This is a genomic window from Acinetobacter sp. ANC_7513, assembly GCF_056779915.1.
In genome coordinates this window covers 542,058-556,749 of sequence record NZ_JBWYIW010000001.1, presented here as the reverse complement: position 1 = coordinate 556,749, position 14,692 = coordinate 542,058, and the positions used below count along the sequence as shown (strand labels likewise).

Annotated in this window: 16 protein-coding genes and 1 riboswitch; of the genes, 12 read left to right on the top strand and 4 right to left on the bottom strand. The window is 36.5% G+C overall.

From position 1 onward, the window contains the following. Positions 1 to 5: 5 nt before the first annotated feature. From AC1M9B_RS02650 to AC1M9B_RS02640, 3 genes are all read left to right on the top strand, one after another. A complete protein-coding gene (locus AC1M9B_RS02650) occupies positions 6 to 353 on the top strand; it encodes a hypothetical protein (protein ID WP_481587510.1) in 348 nt (115 codons plus the stop codon). 107 nt (positions 354 to 460) lie between these two features. Continuing rightward, positions 461 to 1,117 carry a potassium channel family protein gene (locus tag AC1M9B_RS02645; protein WP_092766365.1) on the top strand — a complete coding sequence of 219 codons (657 nt, stop codon included), beginning with the start codon at positions 461 to 463 and terminating at the stop codon, positions 1,115 to 1,117. Continuing rightward, entirely contained in the window at positions 1,117 to 2,466 is a 1,350-nt protein-coding gene (locus AC1M9B_RS02640; RefSeq protein WP_035263851.1) for a TrkH family potassium uptake protein, read from the top strand. Before AC1M9B_RS02645 ends, AC1M9B_RS02640 begins: the two co-directional genes overlap by 1 nt. A 241-nt stretch (positions 2,467 to 2,707) precedes the next feature. Here AC1M9B_RS02640 and AC1M9B_RS02635 read toward each other — a convergent pair whose 3' ends face one another. Further along, on the bottom strand, positions 2,708 to 3,031 hold the full coding sequence (locus AC1M9B_RS02635) for a hypothetical protein (RefSeq protein WP_481592687.1): 324 nt from the start codon (positions 3,029 to 3,031) through the stop codon (positions 2,708 to 2,710). 186 nt (positions 3,032 to 3,217) lie between these two features. On the opposite strand from AC1M9B_RS02635, the gene AC1M9B_RS02630 reads away from it, so the two are divergent. The 5 genes from AC1M9B_RS02630 (at position 3,218) to AC1M9B_RS02610 (ending at position 6,850) form a co-directional block, all read left to right on the top strand. Further along, a complete protein-coding gene (locus AC1M9B_RS02630) occupies positions 3,218 to 4,117 on the top strand; it encodes a LysR substrate-binding domain-containing protein (protein ID WP_035263702.1) in 900 nt (299 codons plus the stop codon). Positions 4,118 to 4,202: 85 nt separating this feature from the next. Then, the gene (gene trmA, locus AC1M9B_RS02625) at positions 4,203 to 5,288 is read left to right on the top strand and encodes a tRNA (uridine(54)-C5)-methyltransferase TrmA (RefSeq protein ID WP_481608478.1); all 1,086 of its coding nucleotides are present in this window, start codon (positions 4,203 to 4,205) and stop codon (positions 5,286 to 5,288) included. A gap of 242 nt (positions 5,289 to 5,530) precedes the next feature. Beyond that, positions 5,531 to 5,764, top strand: a complete 234-nt coding sequence (locus AC1M9B_RS02620; protein ID WP_035263705.1) for a hypothetical protein — start codon at positions 5,531 to 5,533, stop codon at positions 5,762 to 5,764. A 114-nt stretch (positions 5,765 to 5,878) separates the two neighbouring features. Further along, complete coding sequence (locus AC1M9B_RS02615) at positions 5,879 to 6,115, top strand: hypothetical protein (RefSeq protein WP_092766368.1); 237 nt, start codon at positions 5,879 to 5,881, stop codon at positions 6,113 to 6,115. Between the two features lie 147 nt (positions 6,116 to 6,262). Beyond that, entirely contained in the window at positions 6,263 to 6,850 is a 588-nt protein-coding gene (locus AC1M9B_RS02610; protein WP_051586486.1) for a lecithin retinol acyltransferase family protein, read from the top strand. A 226-nt stretch (positions 6,851 to 7,076) separates the two neighbouring features. Here AC1M9B_RS02610 and AC1M9B_RS02605 read toward each other — a convergent pair whose 3' ends face one another. Next, positions 7,077 to 8,798 carry a glutamine--tRNA ligase/YqeY domain fusion protein gene (locus tag AC1M9B_RS02605; protein WP_481588207.1) on the bottom strand — a complete coding sequence of 574 codons (1,722 nt, stop codon included), beginning with the start codon at positions 8,796 to 8,798 and terminating at the stop codon, positions 7,077 to 7,079. Between the two features lie 165 nt (positions 8,799 to 8,963). Here AC1M9B_RS02605 and AC1M9B_RS02600 point away from each other — a divergent pair, with 165 nt between their 5' ends. The 4 genes from AC1M9B_RS02600 to nfsB all read left to right on the top strand — a co-directional run bounded on the left by AC1M9B_RS02600 (position 8,964) and on the right by nfsB (position 11,643). Beyond that, complete coding sequence (locus AC1M9B_RS02600) at positions 8,964 to 9,473, top strand: peptidylprolyl isomerase (RefSeq protein ID WP_035263711.1); 510 nt, start codon at positions 8,964 to 8,966, stop codon at positions 9,471 to 9,473. A 116-nt stretch (positions 9,474 to 9,589) separates the two neighbouring features. Further along, positions 9,590 to 10,321, top strand: coding sequence for a UDP-2,3-diacylglucosamine diphosphatase (locus AC1M9B_RS02595; RefSeq protein WP_035263713.1), 732 nt, complete (start codon positions 9,590 to 9,592; stop codon positions 10,319 to 10,321). A gap of 135 nt (positions 10,322 to 10,456) precedes the next feature. Continuing rightward, the gene (locus AC1M9B_RS02590; RefSeq protein ID WP_035263715.1) at positions 10,457 to 10,876 is read left to right on the top strand and encodes a hypothetical protein; all 420 of its coding nucleotides are present in this window, start codon (positions 10,457 to 10,459) and stop codon (positions 10,874 to 10,876) included. Between the two features lie 113 nt (positions 10,877 to 10,989). Beyond that, a complete protein-coding gene (gene nfsB, locus AC1M9B_RS02585; RefSeq protein WP_035263717.1) occupies positions 10,990 to 11,643 on the top strand; it encodes an oxygen-insensitive NAD(P)H nitroreductase in 654 nt (217 codons plus the stop codon). A 42-nt stretch (positions 11,644 to 11,685) separates the two neighbouring features. Here the strand turns inward: nfsB and AC1M9B_RS02580 are convergent, their stop codons facing one another. Both AC1M9B_RS02580 and rodA read right to left on the bottom strand, forming a co-directional pair. Further along, complete coding sequence (locus tag AC1M9B_RS02580) at positions 11,686 to 12,930, bottom strand: D-amino acid dehydrogenase (RefSeq protein WP_481607419.1); 1,245 nt, start codon at positions 12,928 to 12,930, stop codon at positions 11,686 to 11,688. 139 nt (positions 12,931 to 13,069) lie between these two features. Then, positions 13,070 to 13,158, bottom strand: a riboswitch (glycine riboswitch). 396 nt (positions 13,159 to 13,554) lie between these two features. Then, positions 13,555 to 14,691, bottom strand: a complete 1,137-nt coding sequence (gene rodA, locus AC1M9B_RS02575) for a rod shape-determining protein RodA (protein ID WP_092766373.1) — start codon at positions 14,689 to 14,691, stop codon at positions 13,555 to 13,557. Position 14,692: the final 1 nt, after the last annotated feature.

Genomic DNA, 14,692 nt, shown 5'->3' with positions numbered 1-14,692 from the left:
AAATCATGCAAATATGGTTCAGTTTTGTAGTAATTCCTTTTCTCATGTGGATCATCTTTTCCGCACTTCTGTTTATTTCGAAATATCTATATCCTGAAGTTACCACCTTAAGCAAATCCCTCGAAGTTTTTATTTTTTTAGGTTATGCAGCACTACCCTATATCATGTTGGGATTAGCACCTATTTATCGTTATCGTATGACGTTGATATATATGATGGCAATTGTGCTCATGACAAGTTTCGTTCATGCTAACTTTATGATCGATCATATTCATTTAACTTATATTTACTTAGCACTTTCATGGACATTGATTTCAATTACGATTTACTATTTTTATAGTGATCACAAATAATCCTCAATAAATGAATTGAATCAACTCAGATCAACAAGATAAACTCACTCAAAGCGAAATTAAAATCAAATCATTACTTTCTGATCTTTAAAATTTTAGGATATTCAATGGCGCTATTTGCAGTAATTGGCTTAGGCAGCTTTGGTGGTACAGTTGCATTAGAACTCACTCAATTAAAACATGATGTGATTGGAATCGATACTGAAAAAAAATACGTTGAAAATATCTCTGATAACATCAGTCATGCTGTCATCGCCGATGCCACAGATGAACATGTACTTCGAGAACTGAATGTACAGAATTGCGATGCCGTCGTTGTCGCAATTGGAGAAGATATTGAGGCCAGTATTCTATGTGTCCTCAACCTTAAAAATTTAGGCGTAGAAAAAATCCTAGTAAAAGCAAAATCGAAAGCCCATCATATGATTTTGACGCATCTCGGTATTGGTCAAATTATTCATCCAGAAGAAGACATGGGTATTCGCGTTGCACAATCATTAAGCTACCCAATGGTTAGACGCTATATGGCGTTGAATGATGACCGTTATATTGTCAAAGTGGAAGTGAGTGAAAAACTACAAGGTGTAGAATTTAAAGATATCATGGAGCACAGCGACGGCGTACAAACATTACTATTACAACGTGGCACACATGTAATTTATGACATCGCACCTGGTACATTGCTGCAAAAAAATGACATTTTAATTGTTGAAGGTCCTGTCAATCTTCTACGTAAACTCTCATCGAGATTTATTTCGAAATGATGAAATTTTATGATCAATTGATCAATAAAAAAACGCAAAGTATTAATTTGAGTCCACCAAGTTTGCTTGCTTTGGGCTTTCTCAGTTTTATTATCATTGGAACATTACTGCTAAAACTTCCCTTTGCACACGAAGGAAATGTCTCTTGGCTAGAAGCCTTATTTACCGCCACGTCTGCTGTGACAATTACGGGACTTTCTGTGGTCAATATTGGCGAGGCATATACGACTTTTGGTCAATTCATCATTATGCTACTCATCCAATGTGGTGGCTTAGGATTCATGACTTTCGCAATTTTGGCTGCTTTGAGCCTTTCCACTAAACTTGGTTTAAAGCAACAAGTGATGGCTCAAGAAACAATTGGTCAAACCAGTTTAGCAAGGGCCTCGTTCACTGTTAAAGCCGTCTTATTGTATTCTCTATTTTTCGAAGGGATTGGAACATTCATCCTGACATTTACGTGGCTTCAATACTACGATTTTAGTGATGCCCTGTTTTATGCAGCCTTTTACAGTATCTCAGCATTTAATAATGGTGGTTTCTCTCTTTTTCCAGACAGTTTAATGAGTTTTTCAGGCCAATATGCTGTAACTCTGACCATCAGCATGTTGTATATCATTGGTGGAATAGGTTTTGTGGTACTTATGGATATCAAACGCGCTCATAAGTGGAAAAAACTCTCAACCAACAGCAAACTGATTCTTTCTACTATCGCGGGACTCAATCTATTTGCCTTTATTATGATTTGGTGTTTAGAAGCAAATAATCCATTGACCCTCGCCCCAATGTCAATTGGAGACCAAGCATTAAATGCTTGGTTTCATGCCACAGTACCGCGATCCTCTGGATTTAATAGTATTGATATGGCCAGTATGAGTGATCCAGCAACCTTGGTGACTATGCTATTAATGTTTATTGGAGGCGGATCTTTAAGTACTGCTGGTGGTATTAAAGTAGGTACATTTATTATTGTAGTATTAAGTGTGATCACGTTTTTGAGACGAGCTGACGAAGTCACTGTTTTTAAACACTCGATTCCTGCAACTGTCACCTATAAAGCTCTTGCGGTCATTAGCATAACTGCTATGCTCATTTTCATTGGTTTCTTTACGCTGTTAATTTTAGAGCCTAATAAACGTTTTCTAGATTTACTATTTGAAGCTGTTTCCGCGGCTTGTACAGTCGGATTATCTAGAGGTATTACTTCAGAATTACAACCTGCAAGTTTATATATGCTCATGATACTGATGTTTGCAGGTCGTCTCGGTCCTTTGACATTGGCTTATTTAATTGCAACCCCTAAAAAAAGCAGGTTGAGTCATCCTAATGCTGAAATCCAAGTGGGTTAGATAGAATTCACTTGGATCTAAGGTGAAGTTGATCGATAAAACACGAACCAATCCAAAAATAGATCAGATGTTTATAGCCATAAGTGCGTTTTATGATAGCCATGATTTCTTTACTCAAAGCATTGAACTTATCATGAATTAACACAAACTTAGAACTTTGCAATCAATAACTCAATACAAAGAAATTAAAAGACTCAAGGTAACCCCAAGTCTTTTCACCATATGCGTGTGATTAAAAAAATTATGATTGGAAACCAATATAACGATTGAGGTTTTCGACACCCAATGCAACTTTATAAATTTTAAACTGAGCTAAATCAGAACGTGTAATCTCAGTAAACACATCCGAGTTTTCATCATCTGCATGAATTTCATCTACTGTGCGAGGCATAGTTGCTTCAAATTCATCTGAAATAAATTCAAATCCCAAGTCCATAGCAATAAACAATGTATGATCACAAGGTTGAATATATTGCTCTTCATTCCAGTCGATAACAGCGTGTTGACAATGCGGGCACTGTACATTTTCTTGAGGATCTTGAAGTTCAATTGTTGTATAAGCCATGTCAACCTTAAGTATTACGTGCTATAAAACATAAGTTTAACCATTGCTTTTAGATTTTTAAATAGCCCTCTTTATTCATTACTACATATAACAACCTTAGATTTTAGAGAAAACACAGCAACTCAATTGACTATTCAGAACAATAATGTATTTTTTAACAAAACGTCGCATATATGGAATGAATCCATGCTTTCAGATTTAGATGATTTTTATTGCTTTGCCCTTGTTGTCGAACATGGTGGTTTTAGCGCTGCCGAGCGAGCAACTGACATTCCCAAATCAAAATTGAGTCGACGTGTTTATAATTTAGAAGAAAATCTCGGTGTAAGGCTTATTCAACGTAGTTCACGTCATTTTGCTGTCACTGATATTGGGATGAACATTTATCGCCATGCGCAAGTAATGATGAATGCTGCCCAATCTGCTCATGATTTGGTAGATCATTTAAGTGAACAACCAAGAGGCTTAATTCGTGTCAGTTTACCCGTATCAATTGCCCAGCATGAAATGACCAAAATACTGCCAAATTTCCTTAAGCAGTATCCTGAAATCAAAGTTCAATTGATGGTTACTAATCGACGTGTCGATATCATCAATGAAGGAATTGATTTAGCGCTTCGTGTTCGCTCAAGTTTGGATGATGACCCAAGTTTGGTCATTCGAAAATTTGAAAATATTGAACAACATCTTTTCGCCAGCCAGGCTTATCTCAATGAATTTGGATCTATCAAAAAACCTGAAGAACTCTCAAATCATCGAATATTAAGTATGGTTGATGAACATACTGATCAACAACTCGTACTACATGATTCAAACAACAAATCGATTAAAGTCAAAGTGAGTCCAGTCGTGATGGGCTCTGACTTACTTATGCTTGCACAACTTGCAAGTGACAATTGTGGGGTAGCATTACTCCCAGACAGTATTGTTGAAGATTATATTAAAGATGGGCGTCTTGTTAAGGTTCTGCCTAACTGGAATGCACCACACGGTATTTTTCATGTGGTTTACCCTTCTCGCCGTGGTTTATTACCAGCTGTACGTGTGTTCATCGACTACTTAGTTGAGCACCTCACCAAAAGATAGTCACAACAGCACAAAGATTTAGAAGAATGTTGGCTTATTATTTGCTACCATTCACTCTGCTTTGTGCTAGTTTTTTTAGATTTTTATGACTTCTATTTATCAACAACAACTTGATGCAAAAATTGAACGTATCCGCAATCAATTTGCTGAATATCAACCACCTGAACTAGAAGTTTTTTCATCTCCTGAAAAACATTTCCGTATGCGAGCTGAGTTCCGTATTTGGCATACAGAAGATGATATGTTTTATGCCATGTTTGAACGCGCGGAAGATGGTATTCAAAAGAAAGTTGTACGTGTTGATGAGTTTCCAATTGCGGATAAATCTATTAATGATTTAATGCCAGTTCTCCTGTCTGAACTAAAATCAAATGCAGTGCTCTCTAAGCGTCTGTTTGAAGTACATTTTCTTTCTACGTTGAACGGTGAAATGCTGGTTTCATTGATTTATCGTTGTCCGCTTGATCAAGACTGGGAACAACTAGCAAAAAATTTATCTTCAAAACTCAATATTAAGATTATTGGTCGCAGCCGTGGTCAAAAAATTGTATTGACGGATGAATATGTAGTTGAAGAATTACAAGTATTTGACCGTAAATTCAAATATAAGCAAATTGAAAGTAGCTTCACACAACCAAATGCACAAGTTTGTCAAAAAATGCTGGAGTGGGCATGTAATGCAGCTCAAACCAGTGATAAAGATCTTTTAGAGCTTTATTGCGGTAATGGTAATTTTACCCTTCCATTATCGCTAAAGTTTAATCGCGTTCTAGCAACAGAACTGGCTAAATCATCAGTTTATGCAGCGCAATGGAATATTGAGCAAAATCAAATTAATAATATTCAAGTTGCTCGCCTTTCAGCTGAAGATTTTACCTTAGCATTCAATGCAGAACGTAAGTTTAGACGTTTACAAGAAGCCAATATTGATATTCAAAGTTATGACTTCGATACTGTATTTGTAGATCCACCTCGTGCAGGCATTGATGATGATACCTTGAAGCTACTTCAACACTTTAACCGTATTATTTATATTTCATGCAATCCAGATACTTTGCACGACAATTTAAAGATGTTATCGGGAACTCATAAAATCACTAAATTTGCGCTGTTCGATCAATTTCCTTATACCCACCATGTCGAGTCAGGCGTTCTTTTAGAGAAAATTTAAACAATTTATTTCTTACTAAATGGACAGTTCTTACACTGTCCATTTTTTATTCTTTTTGAATTTCACTTAGAAATCATATAAATAAAGAAATATTTAATTTTTCAATGTCATAATTTCGTTAAACTTTATGTTTATCATCGAAATATTTATTTTAAAATGTGCCTTAAATCACGGTTACAAACTTGCATTAAATTTTAAATCGACTATATTTCGACCTATCTTTGGTTGCAAATGAAGGCTCTATGAGTTTTTGGCAAAAGCTGTTTTCATCAGATTCGCAGCAGAACGAGCATAAAAATCAAATTGCTTGTGTTGAAAATGATTGTTCATGTAAGACTAACGATCAGTTGATCGAGGCTTTACAAAAGGCATCAGATGAAGATGTAATCCGCGGAATCAAAAAAGTTCTTATTTCGCGTGGCTATTCAAAAAAAGATCTTACTGATTTATTGAGTAACAAAATCACCCTTCAGTAAAGAAAAAAAGCACTGCATAGACAGTGCTTTTTTTATGATAAATTTTCTGTTCAATTTAAAAATGTTCAATTAAGATAAACTCATAGGATAATTAAAAATACATTTGGGGATTCAATGAAAAATATTCTATTCATTATTTTAGGGGCGACTTTCATATCGCTTAGTGGTTGTAATAAGCTACCTTCAGCATGTGAGGAAGTTTGGGGCAACATTGAAAAATTAGCGAAAGAGAGCGGTATTCCTCAAACTGCCATAGATCGTCAAAAAATCGAGTTTGAAGAGCAAATTAAACAGCTTCCTAAAGAAGATGCAATTAAAAATTGTGAAGCACAAAATGCTTTCTTCTCATAACTTCATTTGACTTGAATAAAAAATTTAGGCACCTTTTTTAGGGTGCTTATATTGTATTTATACCTCATTATTTATTTCCAATTCGGTTATACTGTGGACTCTCTTTCAATAAATGTACATCTGTAAAGTTATTGGAATATTTTATAAATGCGGCATAAACACGTCAAAACATTCCCTCTTGGTGCTCACTTAATTGTTAAGCATTTTGGTTATTCACATCATGGTATTTATGTGGGTAAGGGTCGTGTTATTCATTATTCAGGTTTTGCTCATCTCTTTAAAAAACATCCGATCGAAATTACATCTCTGCAAAAATTTGCACATGGCAAAAAAATTACGATTCGGCATTATAGCACCCCCAAATATTCAGGTCGTGCTGTCGTAAGACGAATGCGCTCTCGAATGCATGAAAATAACTATCATCTCATTATTAATAATTGTGAACACTTATGTTCTTGGGCGATCACGGGCATCGAAAGTAGTCCACAAGTCATCAAAATGATGAATAGACTCACCACTATTGGTTATATCAGCTCACTCATGAGCTACTTAAATAGTCTTCTTTTAACTTTAGCAACCACCTGTTTTGCTTTGGTATTTTATATTAAAAAAAAGTTAAATGATCAGCGCAAACTGAAAGGCCCTGTGTATATCGCTTTACAGCAACATCAGAAACTAAAGCAAAAAAAAGCCCCGCTTAAGCAGGGTTTCGAGGAAAACAAAGTTTCAAATTAACCTTTCGGTTGAATTAAATATGCGCTTGAAAATCCAAATAGTCAAATATATATTTGAAATATAATGTTATTTTAGTTTTTATTTATAAATTATTAAATTATTAAATTATTCTTAAATACTCACCTTTATCTAATCATGTGAATTTAATCACAAAAATTATTTATTAACCTAAATTTGAATAAAAAAAAGCCTGAATCAATCAGGCTTTTTTTGATATTACCAAACTTTATTTTGCAGGCTTAAAACTATCTTTTAAATCCAAAATACGGTTAAAGACAGGTTTTTCAACAGTATGATCAAATTGATCAGCGACAAAATAACCTTCACGTTCGAATTGGAATCGATCTTCAGGTTTCGCTTGAGCTAAAGCAGGCTCAATTACCGCTTGAACAATTTTTAGAGAATCTGGATTTAAATTCGCTAAGAAATCATCGTCCGCATCAGGTGCGGCTTCAGTAAATAGACGATCATAAATACGAACTTCAGCAGGAATCCCTTTATTTGCAGATACCCAATGAATAACACCTTTGACTTTACGACCTTCTGGATTCTTACCTAAAGTATGCGGATCGATAGAGCATTTAAGTTCAACAACTTCGCCATTTTCATCCTTAATCACTTCATCACATTTAATCACATAAGCATGACGTAAACGGACTTCACCACCAGGAATTAAGCGTTTAAAACCTTTAGGCGGCTCTTCCTCAAAATCTTTACGATCAATATACAATTCAGAAGTCAGTGGAATTACACGATCACCCATATCAACATTTGGATGGCGTGCATGGGTTAAATCCATATCCTCTGGAAGGTTGGTCAATGTCACTTTAAGAGGATTCAATACCGCCATACCACGTGCAGCAGTATTTTCTAATGATTGACGAATGCAGAATTCAAGCATTGCAACATCGACAATACCATCAGTTTTAGATACGCCCACACGCTTGCAGAAATCACGTAAGCCTTCTGGAGTAAAGCCACGACGACGCATTCCCACGACTGTAGGCATACGTGGATCATTCCAACCATTAACGTAACCACCTTCGACCAGCTTACGTAATTTACGTTTTGAGGTGATGGTGTAATCAATATTCAAACGGCTTGATTCGTACTGGCGTGGAACTGCTGGAGAATTTACCTTAGCGACAACCCAATCATAGAACGGGCGATGGTCTTGGAATTCAAGCGTACATAACGAGTGCGTAATGCCTTCAATCGCATCAGACAAAGGATGAGCATAGTCATACATTGGATAGATTTTCCACGTATCGCCTGTTTGATGATGCTCAGAATGTAAAACACGGTAAAGAATTGGATCACGCATATGTACGTTCGGTGATGCCATATCAATCTTGGCACGAAGTACTGCTTGGCCTTCTCCAAGCTCACCATTACGCATTTGTTCAAAACGTGCTAAGTTTTCTTCAACCGTTGCATCACGTTGCGGAGAATTTTTACCTGGTTCTACAAAATTTCCACGATTAAGCTTAATTTCTTCAGGAGATTGCAAATCGACATATGCATCACCTTGTTTAATTAATTGAATCGCCCATTGATACAATTGATCAAAGTAACTTGATGCGTAGCGTGGTTCACCATTCCAGTCGAAACCGAGCCATTTAACATCGTTCGCAATACCATCTACATATTCTTGTTCTTCTGCATCTGGATTTGTATCGTCAAAACGAAGATTACATAAACCAGAAAATTCTTCTGCAATACCAAAATTCAGGCAAATCGCTTTAACATGTCCAATGTGTAAATAACCATTAGGCTCTGGTGGAAAGCGCGTCACGACTTTATCTGTACGCCCTGCTGCAAGATCTTCTGTAATTACTTGACGTACAAAGTCTAAGCCCGGTTGTTGTTCTTGCTGCGCAGCATCGACTGATGGATTGTTAGTCGTCGGGGTATTTGGCAGGGATGAAACAACATCATTCGGCTTCATAGTTGATAAATCACTTCTATAAGATAAAATAGGATAATTAAAACGCTATCTTCATATTATTAACAAAGAAAATAACGTTTTTGCTTGCCTTGTAGTTTACAGTTTGCTTATGCTTCTCTCAACCACAAACCCATGGCTTTTTGTCCATGATCAGGAGATTATAGAATGAGTTTTCCTCAAGTCGAATTAAACACCAATAAAGGACGTATTGTTCTAGAGCTTAACTCTGAAAAAGCACCTAAAACTGTTGCTAACTTTTTAGAGTACGTTCGTGATGGTTTTTATGATGGCGTAATTTTCCACCGTGTAATTGACGGTTTCATGATCCAAGGCGGTGGCATGGATGAAAACTTCAAAGAAAAAGCAACTCGCGATTCTATTGAAAATGAAGCTGACAACGGTTTAAGCAATGACGAAGGTACGATTGCCATGGCACGTACTCAAGCTCCTCACTCAGCATCTGCACAATTCTTCATTAACGTGAAAAACAATGCTTTCCTTAACCATACGGGTAAAACAGCTCAAGGCTGGGGTTATGCAGTATTTGGTAAAGTTGTAGAAGGTATGGACGTTGTTAATGAAATCAAAGGCGTTCGCACTGGTAACCGTGGCTACCACGCTGACGTTCCACTAGAAAACGTTGTGATCGAATCTGCTAAAATTATCTCTGAATAAAAAACCTACCCCTTAACTTATTAAGTTTTCAAGCACTGCTTTAAAACGAATATCATGTTCAAGGGATTTTTCCCCATCTAAAGTTGATGGGGATGTAGGCAAATAAGGAATATTAAGTGACCTATCTGTTTATTTCAGATTTACACCTGTCACCTGAACACCCTCGACTCGTTCGAGGGTTTTTAGATTTATTAGATCATTATCAAGACCAGCAAACCCAACTCTATATTTTAGGTGATTGGTTTAATGCATGGATTGGTGATGACTATACAGCTCCTTGGCTCGATGAAATCGTTGAACGCTTAAAAAGATTTACTGCTCAGGGAAATCAAGTTTTATTTTCTGTCGGCAATCGTGATTTTGCGCTGAATCAAATTTTTTTAAATAAATTTGGTGGCATCTTATTGTCCGAAGTCTCTAACTTAAAAATAAATGACGTCCAAATTCGTATAGAACATGGTGATTCACTGTGTACAGACGATGTCGCCTATCAACGTTTTAAAAAAATAATCAGAAATCCACTCATCATTTGGATACTGCGGAATACCCCACTTTCTTTTCGTACTCAACTTGCAAATGGATTTAGAAAAAAAAGCCACGAATCAAAAGAATTTAAATCTTATGATGTCATGGATGTAAATCAAGATGCTGTCCACGATGCATTGAAAGAAGTTGATTTACTAATTCATGGTCATACGCATCGCCCTCAAATCCATATCTCTCAAGATAAAAGAAGAATTGTTTTAGGCGACTGGCGTTTGGATCAAGCTCAAATTTTGGAAATTAATCAATCGAAATTCTCTAAGCAGTCAATCAATGATCTGACACTGAAAACATGGTCTTATTAGTTCCTCTATTTTTATAATGATCTCATCAACCTTTAAATTGAAATTTCACTCAATGTTTGAATATTAATCAGTATGTTTTGCTTTAAGTTTTTTTGCATATGATAATAACGACTCAATTCAATTCGTGAGTTTGTCATGTCTAATTTCAGCAATATTACTGTTCAACACCATGAAGATGATAAAGTGTCATTATTAATCGATGGTAAAGCAATCTCTGAACGTTATGATGTACGGCTAGATGCCACAATTATTGATGAACTCAAAAATCTTGCTGATGGCGCCGCATTGACAATCTTTGAACAATTTATATTTTCCCATCAAGATCTCAACTTTGAGCATTCATATCAATATGTGACTAACATCGTAAACCATAATAACGATTACGAATTGATCACCCACCTTGTCTACAAAATTAAGGCCGCAGACCAAGCACCGATCGAACATAATATCAGCAAGAATGGTCAACCTATGACTGAAGAAGATGTGCGCGCATTTATCAACCAACAAATTGCAATGTCATTAGAAAAATATACTGATTTAAAATATGCCTATTGATTTAAAGACAAGTCAGATTTTTCATATCATTTAGCATCAACTATAGAAAATATTTAAGTTCAGAGTCATTTAAAATTATTAGATGAATATATTGTGAATAATCGGAGGATAATATGGATTTGTTAAACATCTCCCAATCTCGCTACACCACCAAAGCATACGATTCTTCAAAAAAGATCCCTCAAGAAAAGTTTGAAAAATTATTGGAATCTTTAAGGCTCGCACCTTCATCTATCAATATTCAACCGTGGCATTTCTTTGTCATCGAAACTGATGAAGCCAAACAGCGCATTGCTAAAGCACTGGTTGGTAAGTATGTTTATAATGCACCCAAAGTCCTTGAATCTTCACACACAATTCTGTTTTGTACGCATAAAGACATTACAGACTCTCATCTAGATCGATTATTAAATCAAGATGAAATCAGTGGTCGTTTTAAAGATGACCAAGCAAAACAAGCTCAAAAAGATACGCGCTTAGGCTATGTTGATTATTATCGCAACGAAAAAGGCGATATCCAGCGCTGGTCTGAAAATCAAACTTTTATTGCACTTGGGCAAACCTTATTTGCTGCAGGTTTAGAAGGTATCGATGCCACTCCAATTGGAGGATTCGATGAAAAAATTATCGCTGAAGAGTTAAATCTTGACGCAAAAGGCCTGATTCCATCAGTGCTATTGGCACTTGGTTATCGAAGTGAAAAAGATTTTAATGCCAAATTACCTAAATCTCGTTTGAATGCAGATCAAGTTTTCACTCGACTATAAATGTATTTGCCACAATAGTTTTCACGCTATTGTGGCTTTTCATTAAGCCGCTATTTTCTGTGAAATTTCTAAACTGATCATTGCAGCAGTTGCAGCTGACAGCGTCCAACCCAGATGCCCATGACCGGTATTATAAAAGACTCTCGGATGCTTCCCTTGTCTTACCACTGGCATCATATTCGGCATCATCGGTCTTAATCCAGCCCAAGGGACACAATGCTCAGTTGAAATATCAAAATTACGATTCACCCAATGAACCAAAGGTTGTATGCGATCCATACGGATGTCTCGGTTATAGCCATTAAATTCTGCAGTACCAGCAATTCTTAAACGATCTCGACCTAATCTCGACGTCACAATTTTTGCACTTTCATCCAATAAACTTACCCATGGTGCATGTTGTTGGCTATGTTCATCATTCAACTGAACTGTAATCGAGTACCCTTTCACTGGATAAACATTGACACGATCTCCAGCCTGTTGTGCTAAATGATAGCTTCCAACCCCACCACAAATGACCATTGCATCAGCTTGAATAAATCCATCGGGTATATCTCTACTTTTAGGATCACAAGCGCGATATTTAGCTGAAACTTGTTCTGTTGAATGATCCAGATTTAAATCTTCAACTTCTACACCGTATAAAAATTTCCCACCTTTATTCGCCACCACTTGGGCTAAATGCGTGGTGTATTTGTGTATATCTCCTGTGGCATCGTCAGGACAATAAAAACCACCGTAATATTCTCCCTTCAAACTTGGTTCAATACTGTGAATTTCTCCATTTGTAACAGCGTGACGCTCTAATCCACCTTTGCATAACAAATCATTCACTCTTATTGCGACATCATAATCCTGCTGATTATGATAAAAGTGCAAAATTCCACGCTTTTCCAAATCGAATTGAATATTTTCTTTCTGTGCAATTTCGAATAGCCGTTTTCTTGCCAATAATGCCAGCCTTACCGTTTCTTGTGTGTTGGCTTCGTAATGCTTGATATTACCCATAAATTCAATCAGCCAAGCGTATTTATGCAAATCAAAAGATGGGTTGAGTAATAATGGTGCATCTTTTTGGGTCATCCACTTGATACCCTTCAGTACCGTTGCTTTCTGATTCCACACCTCTGCATTACATGCAGAGAGTTGACCTCCATTCGCAAATGAAGTCTCCATTGCTGGGTATAAGTTTTTATCCAAAATCGTGACTTGATAACCAAGTTCTAACAATTCGTAGGCAGTGGTTATTCCTGTAATGCCAGCACCAATCACCATAATATGTGACATAAAAGCTCCTTGAAAATTTTATATTTTCAATGCCCCATCTGTCACGGTACCTGAGAGCTTCGGAAATCTTCATAACATATGATTATTTCCATCCCCTTCGGTGAGTCTAAACATCATTAGACTTCTCTCCAGATGATTGAGAATAATTACAGTCCTTTTGCCTGAGAGATTCCGGGGTCGTTGCTCCTTCGGCGGATCTACAGAAGACCTCTCTCCTGCAATATTCGTTTAATTCTTATTCAGCAATTAATATGCCATAGTTAATTTTTTTATACATCTACGAAAATCAATTTTAAAAAATATTTTTATACAAATGGATCACCAAGTTTAAGACAACAGCTAAGACAGGAATTTTTAGCTTGGGAAACGTTACAAAGATCATTGTTTAGCTCAAATTTTCTCTACCATCGATAAAAATTTAGTTATTACAAAAAAATGAGGAAATAAGTTAATTATTTTAGAGTTACTCTCTCAAATAGCATAGATCAACTTCCATCTACACTTTCATCTTCTTCAGCATAAAAGTGTAATGACTGATTAGAGCAATCATTGAAGCTCAAAGTTTCAATAGATGTGAGAGTAAGCAGAATGTGAGTTGAAAATTTGCTGTCAACCCTAGATGTTTTAGCGATGAGTATGTATAGACATTACAATGCCCATACCTGCAAGCGTTGCAATGACTGCCGTACCACCATAACTCATGAGTGGCAATGGATCACCCGTTACTGGAAGTATTCCACTCACCATTCCACTGTTCAAAAACACAAAGAAAAAGAAAGTTAAACCTGCCGCACCGGCATAAAGACGTCCAAAATTATGGAAGCTGTTCATGGAAATAATCAAACAACGAATAATGATCGCAGCAAAAATAACAAATAATACGAACACACCAAAAAAGCCAAATTCCTCTGCATAAGCAGACATAATAAAGTCTGTATGATGTTCGGGGAGATAACCTAAATGAGACTGTGTTCCTTCATTAAAACCTTTACCAAATAGTCCACCAGAACCAATCGCAATTTTAGACTGAATGATATTCCACCCTGCACCTAGCGGATCTGATTCAGGATCAAATAAAGTTAAAATTCGCTTTTTTTGGTATTCCTGTAGAAAGAAATTCCATAATAATGGTGCAACCACTGCAAACCCAGCGACCACAGCCCCAATCAAACGCCAAGAAATACCACTTAAAAAAATGACAAAAATTCCGGGAATAATTAATCCAATGTTTAAGTCAGGCTGTAATGCGACTAAAACAAAAGGAATCATCATCAGAAATAATGCAAAGAGAATATGCATAAATTTGGGTGGTAAAGTCCGCAGACTGAAAAACCAAGCCATCATGAGTGGCATCGTAAATTTCATAAATTCACTGGGCTGCACACTCCCTAATCCAGGAATAGAAATCCAGCGTTTTGCGCCTAAGCGGACATCACCAATTAGCAATACCAAAAGCAGAAGCACAATCGAAAATGCATACAGATAAGGACTGACAATTTGATAAACTTTTGGAGGAATTTGTGCACAAATAAACAGCAAAATAAAACCGATACCAAAACTGGTCGCCTGACGAATCACCATGCTTGAATCATGATTGGTTGCACTATAAACAACCATGAGTCCAAAAGCTGCGTTTAATATCAAAAAACCAAGTAACCATGGATCTAAATGTAATTTAGTCCAACGTGACGAATCATGTTTGATTGTTCGTCCATCTCTCAAGGCATGACGCAAAAAACGGTACTGTTGTGAAGGTATCATT

Coding starts and splice junctions, on each gene's coding strand:
- AC1M9B_RS02650 (WP_481587510.1), top strand. CDS start 6: ATGCAAATATGGTTCAGTTTTGTAGTAATTCCTTTTCTCATGTGGATC.
- AC1M9B_RS02645 (WP_092766365.1), top strand. CDS start 461: ATGGCGCTATTTGCAGTAATTGGCTTAGGCAGCTTTGGTGGTACAGTT.
- AC1M9B_RS02640 (WP_035263851.1), top strand. CDS start 1,117: ATGAAATTTTATGATCAATTGATCAATAAAAAAACGCAAAGTATTAAT.
- AC1M9B_RS02635 (WP_481592687.1), bottom strand. CDS start 3,031: ATGGCTTATACAACAATTGAACTTCAAGATCCTCAAGAAAATGTACAG.
- AC1M9B_RS02630 (WP_035263702.1), top strand. CDS start 3,218: ATGCTTTCAGATTTAGATGATTTTTATTGCTTTGCCCTTGTTGTCGAA.
- trmA (WP_481608478.1), top strand. CDS start 4,203: ATGACTTCTATTTATCAACAACAACTTGATGCAAAAATTGAACGTATC.
- AC1M9B_RS02620 (WP_035263705.1), top strand. CDS start 5,531: ATGAGTTTTTGGCAAAAGCTGTTTTCATCAGATTCGCAGCAGAACGAG.
- AC1M9B_RS02615 (WP_092766368.1), top strand. CDS start 5,879: ATGAAAAATATTCTATTCATTATTTTAGGGGCGACTTTCATATCGCTT.
- AC1M9B_RS02610 (WP_051586486.1), top strand. CDS start 6,263: ATGCGGCATAAACACGTCAAAACATTCCCTCTTGGTGCTCACTTAATT.
- AC1M9B_RS02605 (WP_481588207.1), bottom strand. CDS start 8,798: ATGAAGCCGAATGATGTTGTTTCATCCCTGCCAAATACCCCGACGACT.
- AC1M9B_RS02600 (WP_035263711.1), top strand. CDS start 8,964: ATGAGTTTTCCTCAAGTCGAATTAAACACCAATAAAGGACGTATTGTT.
- AC1M9B_RS02590 (WP_035263715.1), top strand. CDS start 10,457: ATGTCTAATTTCAGCAATATTACTGTTCAACACCATGAAGATGATAAA.
- nfsB (WP_035263717.1), top strand. CDS start 10,990: ATGGATTTGTTAAACATCTCCCAATCTCGCTACACCACCAAAGCATAC.
- AC1M9B_RS02580 (WP_481607419.1), bottom strand. CDS start 12,930: ATGTCACATATTATGGTGATTGGTGCTGGCATTACAGGAATAACCACT.
- rodA (WP_092766373.1), bottom strand. CDS start 14,691: ATGATACCTTCACAACAGTACCGTTTTTTGCGTCATGCCTTGAGAGAT.